The 14,449-nt window shown below is 74.4% G+C and carries 12 protein-coding genes and 1 pseudogene; 3 read left to right on the top strand and 10 right to left on the bottom strand.

What is annotated here, in order from left to right; all coding sequences use genetic code 11:
- Nucleotides 1-282 precede the first annotated feature (282 nt).
- Complete coding sequence (locus tag ADK60_RS04330; protein WP_053643338.1) at nt 283-1,473, top strand: sensor histidine kinase; 1,191 nt, start codon at nt 283-285, stop codon at nt 1,471-1,473.
- A complete protein-coding gene (locus ADK60_RS04325; protein ID WP_045938345.1) occupies nt 1,470-2,126 on the top strand; it encodes a response regulator transcription factor in 657 nt (218 codons plus the stop codon). The genes ADK60_RS04330 and ADK60_RS04325 overlap by 4 nt, the downstream gene beginning before the upstream one ends.
- Nucleotides 2,127-2,508: 382 nt before the next feature.
- Here ADK60_RS04325 and ADK60_RS04320 read toward each other — a convergent pair whose 3' ends face one another.
- From ADK60_RS04320 to def, 3 genes are all read right to left on the bottom strand, one after another.
- Nucleotides 2,509-3,975: an RsmB/NOP family class I SAM-dependent RNA methyltransferase gene (locus ADK60_RS04320; protein WP_045938344.1), complete on the bottom strand. Its 1,467-nt coding sequence runs from the start codon at nt 3,973-3,975 to the stop codon at nt 2,509-2,511.
- Between the two features lie 210 nt (nt 3,976-4,185).
- The gene (gene fmt, locus ADK60_RS04315; protein ID WP_053643337.1) at nt 4,186-5,133 is read right to left on the bottom strand and encodes a methionyl-tRNA formyltransferase; all 948 of its coding nucleotides are present in this window, start codon (nt 5,131-5,133) and stop codon (nt 4,186-4,188) included.
- Between the two features lie 67 nt (nt 5,134-5,200).
- Complete coding sequence (gene def / locus ADK60_RS04310; protein ID WP_045938342.1) at nt 5,201-5,746, bottom strand: peptide deformylase; 546 nt, start codon at nt 5,744-5,746, stop codon at nt 5,201-5,203.
- A 242-nt stretch (nt 5,747-5,988) separates the two neighbouring features.
- Here def and ADK60_RS48305 point away from each other — a divergent pair.
- Nucleotides 5,989-6,546, top strand: a pseudogene (locus tag ADK60_RS48305) (hypothetical protein); the annotation flags it as partial.
- A gap of 290 nt (nt 6,547-6,836) precedes the next feature.
- On the opposite strand, the gene ADK60_RS04300 reads toward ADK60_RS48305, so the two are convergent.
- From ADK60_RS04300 to pyrF, 7 genes are all read right to left on the bottom strand, one after another.
- Nucleotides 6,837-8,996: a primosomal protein N' gene (locus tag ADK60_RS04300; protein WP_079008038.1), complete on the bottom strand. Its 2,160-nt coding sequence runs from the start codon at nt 8,994-8,996 to the stop codon at nt 6,837-6,839.
- 123 nt (nt 8,997-9,119) lie between these two features.
- On the bottom strand, nt 9,120-10,328 hold the full coding sequence (metK, locus tag ADK60_RS04295) for a methionine adenosyltransferase (RefSeq protein WP_043471798.1): 1,209 nt from the start codon (nt 10,326-10,328) through the stop codon (nt 9,120-9,122).
- Between the two features lie 152 nt (nt 10,329-10,480).
- Nucleotides 10,481-11,716 (bottom strand): bifunctional phosphopantothenoylcysteine decarboxylase/phosphopantothenate--cysteine ligase CoaBC, encoded by a 1,236-nt coding sequence (gene coaBC / locus ADK60_RS04290; RefSeq protein ID WP_045938341.1) that lies wholly within the window; start codon nt 11,714-11,716, stop codon nt 10,481-10,483.
- A 256-nt stretch (nt 11,717-11,972) separates the two neighbouring features.
- Nucleotides 11,973-12,239 carry a DNA-directed RNA polymerase subunit omega gene (rpoZ, locus tag ADK60_RS04285; protein ID WP_030240625.1) on the bottom strand — a complete coding sequence of 89 codons (267 nt, stop codon included), beginning with the start codon at nt 12,237-12,239 and terminating at the stop codon, nt 11,973-11,975.
- 39 nt (nt 12,240-12,278) lie between these two features.
- Nucleotides 12,279-12,836: a guanylate kinase gene (gene gmk, locus ADK60_RS04280; protein ID WP_043471804.1), complete on the bottom strand. Its 558-nt coding sequence runs from the start codon at nt 12,834-12,836 to the stop codon at nt 12,279-12,281.
- 49 nt (nt 12,837-12,885) lie between these two features.
- Nucleotides 12,886-13,212 carry an integration host factor, actinobacterial type gene (gene mihF / locus ADK60_RS04275; RefSeq protein WP_030056187.1) on the bottom strand — a complete coding sequence of 109 codons (327 nt, stop codon included), beginning with the start codon at nt 13,210-13,212 and terminating at the stop codon, nt 12,886-12,888.
- 359 nt (nt 13,213-13,571) lie between these two features.
- Entirely contained in the window at nt 13,572-14,405 is an 834-nt protein-coding gene (pyrF, locus tag ADK60_RS04270) for an orotidine-5'-phosphate decarboxylase (RefSeq protein WP_053643335.1), read from the bottom strand.
- Between the last annotated feature and the right edge of the window lie 44 nt (nt 14,406-14,449).

Below are 14,449 nucleotides of genomic sequence, written 5' to 3'. Positions count from 1 at the left end.
GGTCGGGGGCATGGGCGGGCTCCTCGGGCGGGTACGGCTGCGGGGTCGCCACCAGGGTTTCGCCACCGGGGGTGCGGGGCGCCCTGCCGGGGGACGATCCCACCGGTGGTCGCGGGTCTCCCCGGGCTGCGTCCGCTCCTTCGCACGGAGGAGGCCCCGGTGTCCCGGGGTCTCCCCGGTCTCCCCGGTCTCCGCCGGTGGGCGGACGCCTTCGCGGGCGCGGGGCCCTACCGTGGGGCTCCGGCGAGGACGCCGGACGACGCGGACGCGAGGACGGACACGATGACCGAGACCGGCGCGGTACGGACGGCCCCGCCGGGCGCCCCCGCCCGGCTGCCGGGGCGGGTGCCGCCCCTGGTGGTGGACGCCGCGCTCGCGGCGGCCCTGTTCCTGCTGACGCTCGGGCCGGGGCGGGTGGCGGACGGTACGGGCTTCGCGCTGCAGACCGCTCTGGTCCTCCCGCTGGTGTGGCGGCGGCGGGCGCCCCGCTCCGTGTTCGGCGTGACTGCCGCCGCGGCGCTCGCGCAGTGGCTGCTGGGTGTTCAGCTGCCGGCCGACGCGGCGTTGCTGGTCGCCCTCGGGACGGTGACCGCGCGGGCGCCGTACCGGTCGGCGTGGGCGGCGGGTCTGGTGGCGGTGGCCGGGGCGGTGCTGGCGGCGGCACGCTGGGCGCCCGAGGGACGGTTCCTCGCCTCGGCCGCCGCGATGACGGCGGCGGTCGCCGCGAGCGCGCTGCTCGGGGCGAACGCCCGGATCCGGCGGGCAGCGCGAGCGGAGCGGCTGGCGCGGCTGGAACGGGACCGCGACGAGCGGGAGCGTCGGGCGGTGGAGGAGGAACGCGCCCGGATCGCGAGGGAGTTGCACGACAGCGTGACGCACGGCCTGTCGGTGGTGGTGGCGCTGGCGGACGCGCTCGGGCACGCGCGGCCGGCCGACGCCTCCGCCGTGACGGCCCGGATCGCGGAGACGGGGCGGCAGGCGCTGACCGACATGCGGCGGGCGCTGGGCCTGCTCCAGGACGCCGGTACCGACGCCGGTACCGACGCCGGGCCAGGGGACGACCGGCGGTCGCCGCCGGGGATCGGGCAGCTCGGGGCGCTGTGCGAGCGGATGGAGGCGGCGGGCCTGGTGACCCGGCTGCGGGTGGACGGCGAGGCCGCCGGGGTGCCGGCCGCGGCGCAGCTGACAGTGCACCGGCTCGTCCAGGAGTCGCTGACCAACGTCCTGCGCCACGCGCCGCAGGGGACGCGCGCCGAGGTGCGGGTGTCCTGCGCGCCGGGGGCGGTCACGGTCGAGGTGACCGACGACGGGCGGGCCGGAGGGGTCGGGCGGACGGGATCCGCCGGGTCCGGGCTGGGCCTCACGGGGATGCGGGAACGCGCCGCGGCCTTCGGCGGGGTGCTGGAGGCGGGCCCGCGGCCGGGCGACGGCTGGCGGGTCTTCGTGCGGCTGGATCCCGGGGGCGCGCCGTGAGCGTCCGGGTGCTGCTGGTGGACGACGAGGAACTGCTGCGGCTGGCGTTCGGCATGATCCTGCGCGCCGAGCCGGACATGGAGCCGGTCGGGGAGGCGGCCGACGGGGCGGCGGCGGTGGAGCTGGCGCGGCGGCTGCGGCCGGACGTGGTGCTGATGGACGTGCGGATGCCGGGAACCGACGGCATCGAGGCGACCCGGCTGCTGCTGCGCGAGGCGCCCGGGACGCGGGTGCTGGTGCTCACGACCTTCGACCTGGACGCGTACGCCTTCGAGGCGCTGGGTGCCGGGGCCTCCGGCTTCCTGCTGAAGAACAGCCGGCCGGAGGAACTGCTGGGGGCGATCCGCGACGTGGCCCGGGGGGACGCTGTGGTCTCCCCCCGGGTGACCCGGCGGCTGCTGGACCGCTTCGCGCACCGGCTCCCCGCCGCCGGGGGCGACGCGGAGCGGCTGCGCGTGCTGACCGCGCGCGAGCGGGAGGTCCTGCTGGGGGCCGCCCGCGGCCTGACCAACACGGAACTCGCCGCCGCCCTCGGTCTCGCGGAGCCCACGGTGAAGAAGCATCTCGGCCGGGTCATGGCCAAGCTGGGTCTGCGGGACCGGGTGCAGGCGGTGATCTTCGCGTACGAGTGCGGGCTGGTCGGGCCGGGGTAGGCGCGGGCGGCCGTCGGGCGGGGGCCCGCGGCTCAGCGACGTTGACGGCGGTCCGGACGGCCTCGACCGTGGCGTACTCGGCGCTGGCGGCCGCCCGTGGAGTCCTTGGCCGCGTTCAGGTCGTCTGCTGCTTGCCCACCTCAGGAGGCCGTTGAGCTGCTCGAACACCCCGTCGCACTGCCGGCGGGCGAAGTAGGCGCAGACGGTCCGGTGCGGCGGGTGGTCGTGCGGGAGGTAGCGCCAGGCGGTGAGGGTGGGTTCGACCAGGGCCCAGCGGGCGTCGGCCGCCTCCTCCTACGGACCCAGGAGAAGGACAACGCCGAACACCGACCTGCCCCCACCCACACTTCTGCAACAAGCTTCAGGGGTTGTCCGACAACCCCTACGCCGTGCGGCGCAGCAGGGCCAGGTACATCGCGTCCGTCCCGTGCAGGTGGGGCCAGAGCTGCACGTCGGGGCCGTCGCCGAGGGCCGGCACGCCGGGCAGCAGCGGGCGGGCGTCGATCCACTCGACCCGGCCGCCCTCGTCCCGCAGCACGTCGTCGACGACCGCCCTGGTCTCCGCGAGGTGCGGCGAGCAGGTGGCGTAGCCGACCACGCCGCCGATCCGGGTGGCCTCGACGGCCGAGCGCAGCAGGTCGCGCTGGAGCGGCCCGAAGGCGGCGACGTCCGCCGGCCGGCGACGCCAGCGGGCCTCCGGCCGGCGGCGCAGGGCGCCGAGGCCGGAGCACGGGACGTCGACGAGCACCCGGTCGAAGCCGCCGGACTTCCAGGCCGGCTTGGTGCCGTCGGCGGCGATCACGGTGTACGGGCCGGGGTTGCCGGCCAGGGCGCGGGCAACCAGCCGGGCCCGGTGCGGCTGCTTCTCGCTGGCGACCAGCGCGGCCCCGCGCTCCGCGGCGAGCGCGGCGAGCAGCGCGGCCTTGCCGCCGGGGCCGGCGCAGCCGTCGAGCCACAGCCGGTCCGGGCCGTCCAGCGGCGCGGCGGCGAGGGCGAGGGCGACCAGCTGGCTGCCCTCGTCCTGGACGCCGGCCCGGTTGTCCTGCACGGCCGCGAGCGAGCCCGGGTCGCCGCCCTCGGCGAGCCGCAGCGCGAACGGGGACCAGCGGCCCGGCTCGGCCTCCGGCAGGGTCTCGGCCAGCTCGCCGACGGCGATCCGCCCGGGCCGGGCCACCAGGGTGACCTCGGGGCGCTCGTTGTCGGCGCGGAGCAGCTCCTCCATCGCCTCGCGCCCGGCGGCGCCGGGCTGCCAGCGGCCGAGCGAGTCCCACAGGGCGGCGACCACCCAGCGCGGGTGGGAGTGCACGACGGCGAGGTGGTCCTCGGCGTCCTTGTCGTACGGCGGGGCGACCTGCTCCAGCCAGGTGTCCAGGTCGTGGGCGCTGATCCGGCGCAGCACGGCGTTGACGAACTTGGCCTTGCCGTCGCCGAGCACCGCCCGGGCGAGTTCGACGGTGGCCGAGACGGCGGCGTGGCTGGGGATGCGGGTGGTCAGCAACTGGTGGGCGCCGAGCGAGAGGACGTCGAGGACCGGCGGGTCGACCTTGCTGAGCGGGCGGTCGATGCAGGCGGCGATGACCGCGTCGTAGGTGCCCTGGAGCCGGAGGGTGCCGTAGACCAGCTCGGTGGCGAGTGCCGCGTCGCGCCGGTCCATGCCCTTCTGCTCGGCCTCGCGGAGCAGCGAGGGCAGGATCAGGTTGGCGTAGGCGTCGCGCTCGTCGACGGCCCGCAGGGCGCGGAAGGCGACGATCCGGGCGGGGTCCTTCTTCGGGCGCCGGTGCGGGCGCGGGGCGCGCTTTCCGCCGGACGCGCCGGAGGTGGTGCCGGAATTGCTGCTGGTCGTGCTCATGGGATGTGCCTCAAGGTGCTACGGAGGTTATGTCGTGATCTCTCGAACAGTAACGCGAAACCCGAACCGGCTCAGCTCGTGCCGTTCCGGACGCCCTCGCCAGGGATGTCCGGGTGTCCGCGCTCCGGGCGTCGGCGTGCACTTTGCAAAGTGCACTTTGCAAAGTCCTCGCACACTTTGCAAAGTGCCCGCCGACCCGCCCGGCCCGGCTCATTCCGCGGTGCGCTCGCCCAGGCGCTCGCCGGACTCGATCCGCGCGCCGCGCGCCCAGTCCGCCGCCCGCATGGCCTTCTTGCCCTGCGGCCGCACCTCGCCCAGCTCGACCTCGTGGCTGCCGGTGCCGACCCGGACGCTGTTCTTGCCGACCGCCAGCTCGCCCGGGGCGAGCTCGGCGGAGGCCGGCACCAGGGTGACCGGGCCGGTGACCTTGAGCCGCTCGCCGCGGAACTCGGTCCACGCGCCGGGCGCGGGCGCGCAGCCGCGCACCACCCGGTCGACCCGCAGCGCGGGCGCGGTCCAGTCGATCCGGGCGTCCTCGACGGTGATCTTCGGGGCGAGGGTGATGCCCTCGGCGGGCTGCGGGACGGCGTGCAGGCTGCCGTCGGCGATGCCGTCCATGGTGGCGGCGAGCAGCCGGGCACCCGAGTGCGCGAGCCGGCCGAGCAGGTCGCCGCTGGTGTCGGCGGGGCGGACCTCCTCGGTGATCACACCGTAGACCGGGCCGGAGTCCAGGCCCTGCTCGATCAGGAAGGTGGACGCGCCGGTGACCTCGTCGCCGGCCATCACCGCGTGCTGGACGGGCGCGGCGCCGCGCCAGGCGGGGAGCAGTGAGAAGTGCAGGTTGACCCAGCCGTGCTTCGGGATCTCCAGGGTGCCGGGGCGCAGCAGGGCGCCGTAGGCGACGACCGGGCAGCAGTCGGGCGCGAGCTCGGTGAGCCGGGCGACGAAGTCGGGGTCGCTCGGCTTCGCCGGCTTGAGGACCTCGATCCCGGCCTCCTCGGCGCGCTGGGCGACGGGGCTGGCGACGAGCTTGCGGCCCCGGCCGGAGGGGGCGTCGGGGCGGGTGACCACCGCGACGACCTCGTGCCGGTCGGAGGCGAGCAGGGCGTCCAGGGCGGGAACGGCGACCTCGGGGGTGCCGGCGAACACGAGGCGCATCAAGTGCCTTTCTGCAGTGCTGAGTTGACGTAGTTCAGGAACGGAGGAGGGACAGCCGGGCCGGCGCTCAGCGCGCCGCGCCGAAGGTGTTGTGCGGGGAGACCTTGACCACCGGCACCGGACCGGAGCCCCAGTCCGTCTCCCGGATCGCCCTGAGCGCGGCCTTGCGCTGCTCCGGGTCGAGGCGGTCGATGAAGACGATGCCGTCCAAGTGGTCGGTCTCGTGCTGGATGCAGCGCGCCAGCAACTGGGTGCCCTCGACGGTGACCGGGTCGCCGTACATGTTGAAGCCGCGGGCGACCACCCCGTACGCGCGCCGGGTGTCGTAGCGCAGGCCGGGGAGCGAGAGACAGCCCTCGGGGCCCTCCTGCTCCTCCTCGCTGAGCGACAGGTCGGGGTTGATCAGATGCCCGGTGACGCCGTCCACGTGGTAGGTGAACACCCGCAGCGAGATGCCGAGTTGAGGCGCGGCAAGACCGGCACCGGGGGCGTCGAGCATGGTCTCGGTGAGGTCCCCGACCAGGGTGCGGAGTTCCTTGTCGAAGGTGGTGACGGGCTGGGCGGTGGCGCGCAGGACAGGGTCTCCGAAGATTCGGATCGGCTGGATCGCCACGGGCACGGGCTCCTTGTCCGTCGGGGTGCCAGCTGCTGGGAACGGGCGGGCCGGGCGGTGTGCGCGCGGCCGTCGGCAAGTCTATGCAATCCGCCCGCACGAGGTTCTGGCATATCCCGCTCACCCCGCCTGCGTGACCCCGGTGGCCGGTCCGGCGTTGGTCAAGGGGGATTGACCGTGGCCGGAGCGCGCGGGAAGGGCGCTCCGGTCGAGTGAACCGTACGGAAGGCGGCACGTAGGCCATGGCCGAGCAGATCAACCACGACGCCCGGGCGCGGGCGAGCCTGCACCTGTTGGTGCGGGACATCGAGCGGGTGAGGCGGCAGGTCGACGCGCTGCGGACGCTCACCGCCCAGTTGGGCAACGTCTACCGCCCCCGTCGCCCCAGCACCTCCGCGGGCTTCGTGGTGTACGGACGTGCCCCCGCGCCGACGGTGCGGCTGGCGCAGGAACTGCGGGAGAGCGTGGAGACGCTGGTGGCGGCGGCGGTCGAGTTCGACCGCGCGCTGGGGTTCTCCTGGGACTCGGTGGGCTCGGCCCTCGGGGTGACCAAGCAGGCGGTGCACCGCCGCTACGGCATGCGCCGGCCGACCGGCGAGCTGCTGGCGGCGGGCGGCGCAGTGCCCAACCCGACCCGCCCGGACCGCTCCGAGGAGCTCTCCGGCCACTCCGCGCCGCACCCCGCGACCCACACCCCGCAGCACGCCGCGGCCGGCCACCCGCCGGCCCACACCCCCCCGGGCCCCACCGTCCCGGGCCACCCGGCGGTGGAGCGCGACCGCTCCCCCGCCCCGACCGGCCTGGCCGCGACCGTCCCGGCCGCCCGCCAGGGCGGTCTCGACCGCACCGCCCTGGACCGCGGCACGCTCGACCGCGGCACCGTCGACCGCAGCACTGTCGACCGCACCGCGCTGGACCGCTCCGGCGTCCCCCTGCGCGGCTGACGCACCACCCGGACGCCGGGTGAGGGCCGCGGACGCACGAACGCCGCGCCCCTCACCCGCTGTCCGGCACCACCCGCCGTCCGGCACCATCCGTCGAACGCACCACCGACCCGCCGAACGCAGCACCGAACCGCCGGACCACCGCCTCAGCCGATGTCCGTCGGATCGATCCGCACCTTCACCACCTCCGGCGTCCGCAACGCGATCCGCGCGATCTGCGCCGCCTTCAGCGCCGCCGCCAACGCGGCCCCCTGCCCGGGCGGCACCCGCAGCAGCGCACGCTCCTGCTCCTCCCCCCGCAGCGCCGCCACCGGCACCGGCCCGAGCACGTCCGCGTCCTGCGGCAGCCGGACCAGGTTCAACAGGTCCGCCACCGCCGCCGGGCTCCCGGTCACCGAGGCCATCCGGGCCACCGGCGGGAAGTGCAGCTGCGCCCGCTCGTCCAGCTCGAACCCGGCGTGCCCGAGCGGGTCCCAGCGCACCAGCGCCTGCACCGCCCGTGCGGTCGGCTCGGCGACCACCACCACCGTCCCGCCCTCCCCGGCCGGCCGGACCAGGGCGGCGGCGGCCACCCAGAGCCGCAGCGCCTCCTCCCCGGCCCGCAGGTCGGGGCGGCCGAGCAGCGCCCAGCCGTCCAGCAGCAGCGCCGCCGCGTACCCGCCGCCGCTCTCGACGACCGGCTCGGCCCCGGGCGTGGAGATCACCAGCGCCGGCTCGTCCGGCACGGTGGCCAGCACCGCGTCCCGCCCCGAGGTCCGCACCGGGACCCTGGGGAACGCCTTGCCGAGCTCCTCGGCCGTCCGCCGGGCACCCACCACCTGCGCCCGCAGCCGGAACGACCCGCACTCCGGGCAGTGCCAGTCCCGCTCCTCCTCGCCGCACCACCCGCAGTTCAGGGGCGCGTCGGCCCCTGCCGCCTCCAGCGGGCCCTCGCAGCGCCGGCAGCGGGCGGGCGTGCGGCAGCGCCCGCACGCCAGCCGGGGCACGTAGCCGCGCCGGGGCACCTGGATGAGCACCGGACCACCGGCGGCCAGGCCCTCGCGGGCGGCCTCCCAGGCGATCGAGGGCAGCCGGGCGGCCTGCGCGGCGGCGTCCCGGTGCTGGTCGAGGTCGGTGACGGTGCGGACCCGGGGCGCGGTCCGGCGGACGGTCTCCCGGTCGGCGGTCAGCGCCCTGGCCCAGCCGGTCCGCACCAGCTGGGCACCCTCGACGGTGACCACGTGCCCGCCGAGCAGCACCGCCGCGCCCTCCTCGGCCGCGCGCAGCAGGGCGACCTCGCGCACGTGCGGGTGCGGGGCGCGCGGGTCGCAGTGGCTGGAGTCGCCGTCGGACCAGACGACCACGAGTCCGAGGTCGTGCACGGGCGCGAACATCGCCGCCCGGGTGCCGACGGCCGCGCGCACCGAGCCCCGGCTGACCGTGAGCCAGCGCCGGTAGCGCTCGCGCGGGCCGAGGTCGGCGGCCAGGACGGCGTGCCGGCCCTCGCCGAGCAGTTCGGTCAGCGCCCGGTCGACCCTGGCCACCGAACGGCCGTCGGGCGCCACGACCAGTGCGCCGCGCCCGCTCGCCAGGGTGGCCGCGACGGCCCGGGCGATCTCGTACGGCCAGCCGGGGCCGGGCAGGGCCGTCCAGACCGCGCGCGGCGCCCCGCCGCCGGCCAGCGAGGCCAGGAAGTCCGGTCCGGCCGGGTAGCGGGACCAGCCGCCGGGCGCGGGCGCCTCCGGGCGGGGCAACGGCGGCGGCGAGGGCTCGGCCTCCGCCTTGGCGTGCCGGGGCGGCACGGCGAGCTGCAGGACGTCGGCGAGGGTGCCGGCGTACCGGTCGGCGACGGTGCGGCAGAGCCGGAGCAGCTGCGGGGTGAGCACCGGTTCGGGCGAGAGGACCTGCGCGAGCGGGGCCAGCGGCCCGGAGAAGTCGCTCTTCTCCAGCCGGGCGACAATGAATCCGTCGTGGAGTTCCCCGCCCTCGCGCTGGCCCTTGACCACCCGCGCGCCGAAGCGGACCCGGACCCGGACACCGGGCTGGGCCTCCTCCGCCATCGCGGCGGGCACTTCGTAGTCGAAGAACTTGTCGATGGTGAGCACGCCCTTGTCGACGACCACCCGGGCGACCGGCAGGTGCTCGGCCCGCTTCGCGCCGCGCCAGCTGCGCGGCTTGGCCCGCCGGACCGTCTCCCGGATGAACGCCAGCTGCTCCGGCGCCCCGCCGTCCCCGGCGTCCTCGCTCACCGCCCCCGCGCCTTCGACCTCCTCGACCTCCTCGCCCGCCACCCCGCCGTCCTCACCACTCCCCTGCCTGCTGCTCATCGCACCCAGTCCTACCAGGTCCCACCGACAGAACAGCAGCAGGTCCACCGACAAAACGGCAGGTGGTGGCCGCCCGGAGTGCCGGGCGGCCACCACCTGCCGTCAAACGATCCTATGAGCCGATCAGGCCTCGACAGCCTTCTTCAGCTGCTCCACCCGGTCGGTCCGCTCCCAGGTGAAGTCCGGCAGCTCACGGCCGAAGTGGCCGTACGCGGCGGTCTGCGAGTAGATCGGGCGCAGCAGGTCCAGGTCGCGGATGATCGCGGCCGGACGCAGGTCGAACACCTCGGTGACGGCCTTCTGGATCGCGAGGACCGGCACGGTCTCGGTGCCGAAGGTCTCCACGAACAGGCCGACCGGCTCCGCCTTGCCGATCGCGTACGCGACCTGCACCTCGGCGCGGCGGGCGAGGCCGGCGGCGACGATGTTCTTCGCCACCCAGCGCATCGCGTACGCGGCCGAGCGGTCCACCTTGGACGGGTCCTTGCCCGAGAAGGCGCCGCCGCCGTGCCGGGCCATGCCGCCGTAGGTGTCGATGATGATCTTGCGACCGGTGAGGCCGGCGTCGCCCATCGGGCCGCCGATCTCGAACCGGCCGGTCGGGTTGACCAGCAGCCGGTAGCCCTCGGTGACCAGCTTGATGCCCTGCTCGGCGAGCGCCTTCAGCTCCGGCTCCACGACGAACTCGCGGACGTCCGGGGTGAGCAGCGACTCCAGGTCGATGTCGCTCGCGTGCTGGGTGGAGACCACCACGGTGTCGAGGCGGACGGCCTTGTCGCCGTCGTACTCGATGGTGACCTGGGTCTTGCCGTCGGGGCGCAGGTAGGGGATGGTCCCGTTCTTGCGCACCTCGGTGAGGCGGCGCGAGAGCCGGTGGGCCAGCGTGATCGGCAGCGGCATGAGCTCGGGCGTCTCGTCGGACGCGTAGCCGAACATCAGGCCCTGGTCGCCGGCGCCCTGCCGGTCCAGGTCGTCCTCGTCACCCTCGACCCGGGCCTCGTACGCGGTGTCGACGCCCTGGGCGATGTCCGGCGACTGCGCGCCGATCGAGACGGAAACGCCGCAGGAGGCGCCGTCGAAGCCCTTCTTGGAGCTGTCGTAGCCGATCTCCAGGATCTTGTCCCGGACGAGCTGCGCGATCGGCGCGTAAGCCTTCGTGGTCACCTCGCCGGCCACGTGCACCTGGCCGGTGGTGATCAGCGTCTCCACCGCGACCCGGGAAGTCGGGTCCTCACGGAGGAGAGCGTCAAGAATGGTGTCGCTGATCTGGTCAGCGATCTTGTCGGGGTGTCCCTCGGTCACGGACTCCGAGGTGAACAGGCGGCGAGACACAGCGCTCCCTGGGGTTGCAGCGGCTGCTGACTGAAAGGCCCCGGTCGGAACCGGGGACTTCCGGAAAGACTTGATTCCTGGAGTGTAACGGTCAGCTTCCGAGAAACGTCACGTGATTCCGGAATCGAAGACCGTCTGCCCACCCCTCGAGATCAATGGGCGCGCAGATCTAGCCGTTCCGCGACCAGGTCCCAGACGACGTCCGCGAGAGCCTCCTTCGGGCCCACCGGAACGGGGGTCTCGGTGCCGTCGGCGCCCAGTACCACGGCCTCGTTGACGTCCTGCCCGAAAGCCTTTCCGTCCCCCACCTCGTTGACCACCAGCAGGTCGCAGCCCTTGCGCGCGAGCTTGGCCCGGCCATTGGCGAGGACGTTGTCGGTCTCGGCCGCGAATCCCACCACGAGTTGGCCCGAACGGGTGCGGTGGGCGGAGAGCTCGGCGAGCACATCGGGGTTGCGGACGAGCGCGACCGGCTCCGGTTCGACGCCTTCGACCTTCTTGATCTTGCCGGCGGCATAGGCCGCGGGCCGGAAGTCGGCCACCGCCGCGGCCATGACCACGGCGTCCGCGTCCTCGGCGGCCTTCAGCGCCGCCTCCCGCAGTTCCAGCGCGGTTGCCACCCGGACCACATCCACCCCGGCCGGATCGGGCAGTCCCGCGTTGGCCGAGATCAACGTCACACGGGCACCGCGGGCGGCGGCGGTCGCGGCGAGCGCGTAGCCCTGCTTGCCGGAGGAGCGGTTGCCGAGGAAGCGGACCGGGTCGAGCGGCTCGCGGGTACCGCCGGCCGAGACCACCACGTGCCGGCCGGCCAGGTCGGCCCGCTCGCCGCCGTACCGGAGCACGGCCCGGCAGGCGTCGAAGATCGCGGACGGCTCGGGCAGCCGCCCCTTGCCGGTGTCCTTGCCGGTCAGCCGCCCGCTGGCGGGCTCCAGCACGATCACGCCCCGGCGGCGCAGCGTGGCGACGTTCTCCCGGGTGGCGGGGTGCTCCCACATCTCGGTGTGCATCGCGGGCGCCAGCACCACCGGGCAGCGGGCGGTGAGCAGGGTGTTGGTGAGCAGGTCGTCGGCGAGGCCGTGGGCCGCCTTGGCCATCAGGTCGGCGGTGGCCGGGGCGACCACGACCAGGTCGGCGTTCTGCCCGATCCGCACGTGCGGGACCTCGTGCACGTTCTCCCAGGTCTCGGTGGCCGCGGGACGGCCGGAGAGGGCCGCCCAGGTCGCCTCGCCGACGAAGTGCAGCGCCGCCGCGGTGGGCACCACGGTGACCTGGTGGCCGGACTCGGTGAACCGCCGCAGCAGCTCGCACGCCTTGTACGCGGCGATGCCGCCGCTGACGCCGAGGACGACGCGCGGTGCGCCCGTCCGCTCCGTGCTGCCGCTCATGTCGCCTGCTCTCCTCGTGGCGGTCCCGGACGCCCGGATTCCCTGGCGCCCGGATTCCCGGATGCCCGCCAACCCTACGGCCCGCCGACGATCACCCGCACAGCGGCACCCCGCCCGGCCGCACCACGAAAGCACGGCACCGTCGGAAGCGGCAGCACCGGAAGCGGCAGCACTAGAAGCAGCCGCACCGGAAAAGACGGAGGGCCCGTCGGAGCGAACTCCGACGGGCCCTTCCTTCCGCAGACGCGGTGACGCCTCAGGCGGCCTCGATCGCCTCGGCCGTCAGCATGCCGGCGTTGATCTCGCGCAGCGCGATCGACAGCGGCTTCTCGTGCACGTGGGTGTCGACCAGCGGGCCGACGTACTCCAGCAGGCCCTCGCCGAGCTGGGAGTAGTACGCGTTGATCTGACGCGCACGCTTGGCCGCGTAGATGACCAGGCTGTACTTGGAGTCGGTGGCCTCAAGCAGCTCGTCGATCGGCGGGTTGATGATGCCCTCGGGCGCGGTCATGGAAGAGGACACGCGAAAACCTTCCGAAAGGGTGGAAAAAAAGACAACAGGTCAGCCTACACCGAGCAAGGCTAGCAGTTCAGTGGCGACCTGCTCGACGGAGGTGTTGACCAGGGTGGTGTCGAACTCCGGCTCGGCCGCCAGTTCGATCTTGGCCGCCTCCAGCCGCTTCTCGATCACGTCCTGCGGCTCGGTGCCCCGGCCGGTGAGCCGGCGGACCAGCTCGTCCCAGCTCGGCGGAGCCAGGAAGACCAGCTGCGCCTCGGGCATGGACTCGCGCACCTGACGGGCACCCTGCAGGTCGATCTCCAGCAGCACGGGCTCGCCGCGCTCCAGCTTCTCCTGGACCGCCGCCCGGGGGGTGCCGTAGCGGTTGCCCGCGAACACGGCCCACTCCAGCAGCTCACCGTTGGCGATCAGCTTGTCGAACTCGTCGTTGTCGACGAAGTGGTACTGGACCCCGTGCTGCTCGCCCGGCCTCGGGTGGCGGGTCGTCGCCGACACCGAGAGCCAGACTTCGGGGTGCTGCTTCCTCATATGAGCGACGACCGTGCTCTTGCCGACCCCCGAGGGGCCGGAGAGCACGGTCAGCCGCGGACGCTCACTCATGCACCGATTATCCCGGATCGCGGGCGATCCTGGGACCACGGGGGCACGGTCAGGCGGCACCGCCGCCGAACTCCCGCTCCAGGGAGGCGATCTGGTTCGTTCCGAGACCACGGACACGGCGGCTCTCGGAGATGCCGAGCCGCTCCATGATCTGCTTGGCACGGACCTTGCCCACGCCCGGCAGGGACTCCAGCAGGGCGGAGACCTTCATCTTGCCGATCACGTCGTTGTCGGCCTTGCCGGCCTTGATCACCTCGTGCAGGGAGGCGCCGGAGTGCTTGAGCCGGTTCTTGACCTCGGCGCGCTCCCGGCGAGCCTCGGCGGCCTTCGCGAGCGCGGCGGTGCGCTGTTCAGGGGTAAGGGGCGGAAGAGCCACGCCGTTCACCTCAGGTGTGGATGGAAGGGATTGAACTAGGACTGTTGTGGTTCCCAGGACACCGGCCAGAGAGCGACGCGCCGCCCCTGACCTGCGAGAGCAGCAGTATTCGCGGCTCTTCGATGACCTATCGCCGGACACTACCCGGATTGCGGCGCCGCGTCAGGAAAAGAACACGAAAAGTCCTGGTCAGCCAAGGCCGACCAGGACTTTCCAGGGCAAAATGACCATGATTGCGAAGCTTTGGCGGCGCCGATGTGACGGCGCTCACGTCGGACCGCCGTCCCGCCCGCCCTGTCGCAACCCGTCACGAGGGTGCTGCGGAGCGTCCTCCGGGGCGAACCCCGCCATGCCGTCCGCTACTTGACCGCCTCGGCGTACTCCTGGACAAAACGGTCCGCAGCCGAACGCAGCACCGCCACCGAGGGACCGTGCTTGAGCACGTCCCGGCTGACGCTCGGGACGACATTGCGCACCGAGGCGCCGAACACCCGCGGCAGGTCGGCCATGGTCGCGCCCTGCGCCCCGATGCCGGGGGCCAGCAGCGGGCCGTTGATCGCCAGGTCCACCCCGGCGTCGGCCAGGGTGGCCCCGACCACCGCGCCGAAGGAGCCCAGCGGCTCGGCCCCGGCGTTCTCCTCGGCCAGCTGGCGCAGCACCGAGGCGGCGACCGGCTCGCCGTCGGCGCCGATCGCGCGCTGCACCTCCGCGCCCTCCGGGTTGGAGGTGAGCGCCAGCGCGAACACGCCCGCGCCGCTCGCCTTCGCCAGGTCCAGCGCCGGGCGCAGCGAGCCGAAGCCGAGGTAGGGGCTGACCGTGACGGCGTCCGAGAAGAGCGGGCTGCCGGGCGCCAGGAAGGCCTCCGCGTAGGCGGCCATGGTGGAGCCGATGTCGCCGCGCTTGGCGTCCATCAGGACGAGCGCGCCGGCCGCCCTGGCCTCCTCGACCGACCGCTCCAGGACGGCGACGCCCCGGGAGCCGAAGCGCTCGTAGAACGCGGCCTGCGGCTTGAGCACGGCCACCCGGTCGGCCAGCGCCTCGACCACGGTGCGGCTGAAGGTCTCCAGGCCCGCGACGGTGTCCTCCAGGCCCCAGGCGGCGAGCAGGGAGGCGTGCGGGTCGATGCCCACGCAGAGCTGGCCGCGGGTGTCGAGGGCGTGGCGCAGCCGGGCGCCGAAGGGGGCGAGGGTCATGACGTCCTTCCGGGGGCGGGAGAGAGGGCGTGAGGGAGGGAGCG

Origin of the sequence: Streptomyces sp. XY431 (genome assembly GCF_001279805.1) — a bacterium.
In the GTDB taxonomy this organism is placed as follows: Bacteria; Actinomycetota; Actinomycetes; order Streptomycetales; family Streptomycetaceae; genus Kitasatospora; species Kitasatospora purpeofusca.
This window is presented reverse-complemented; position numbering and strand designations above follow the sequence as displayed.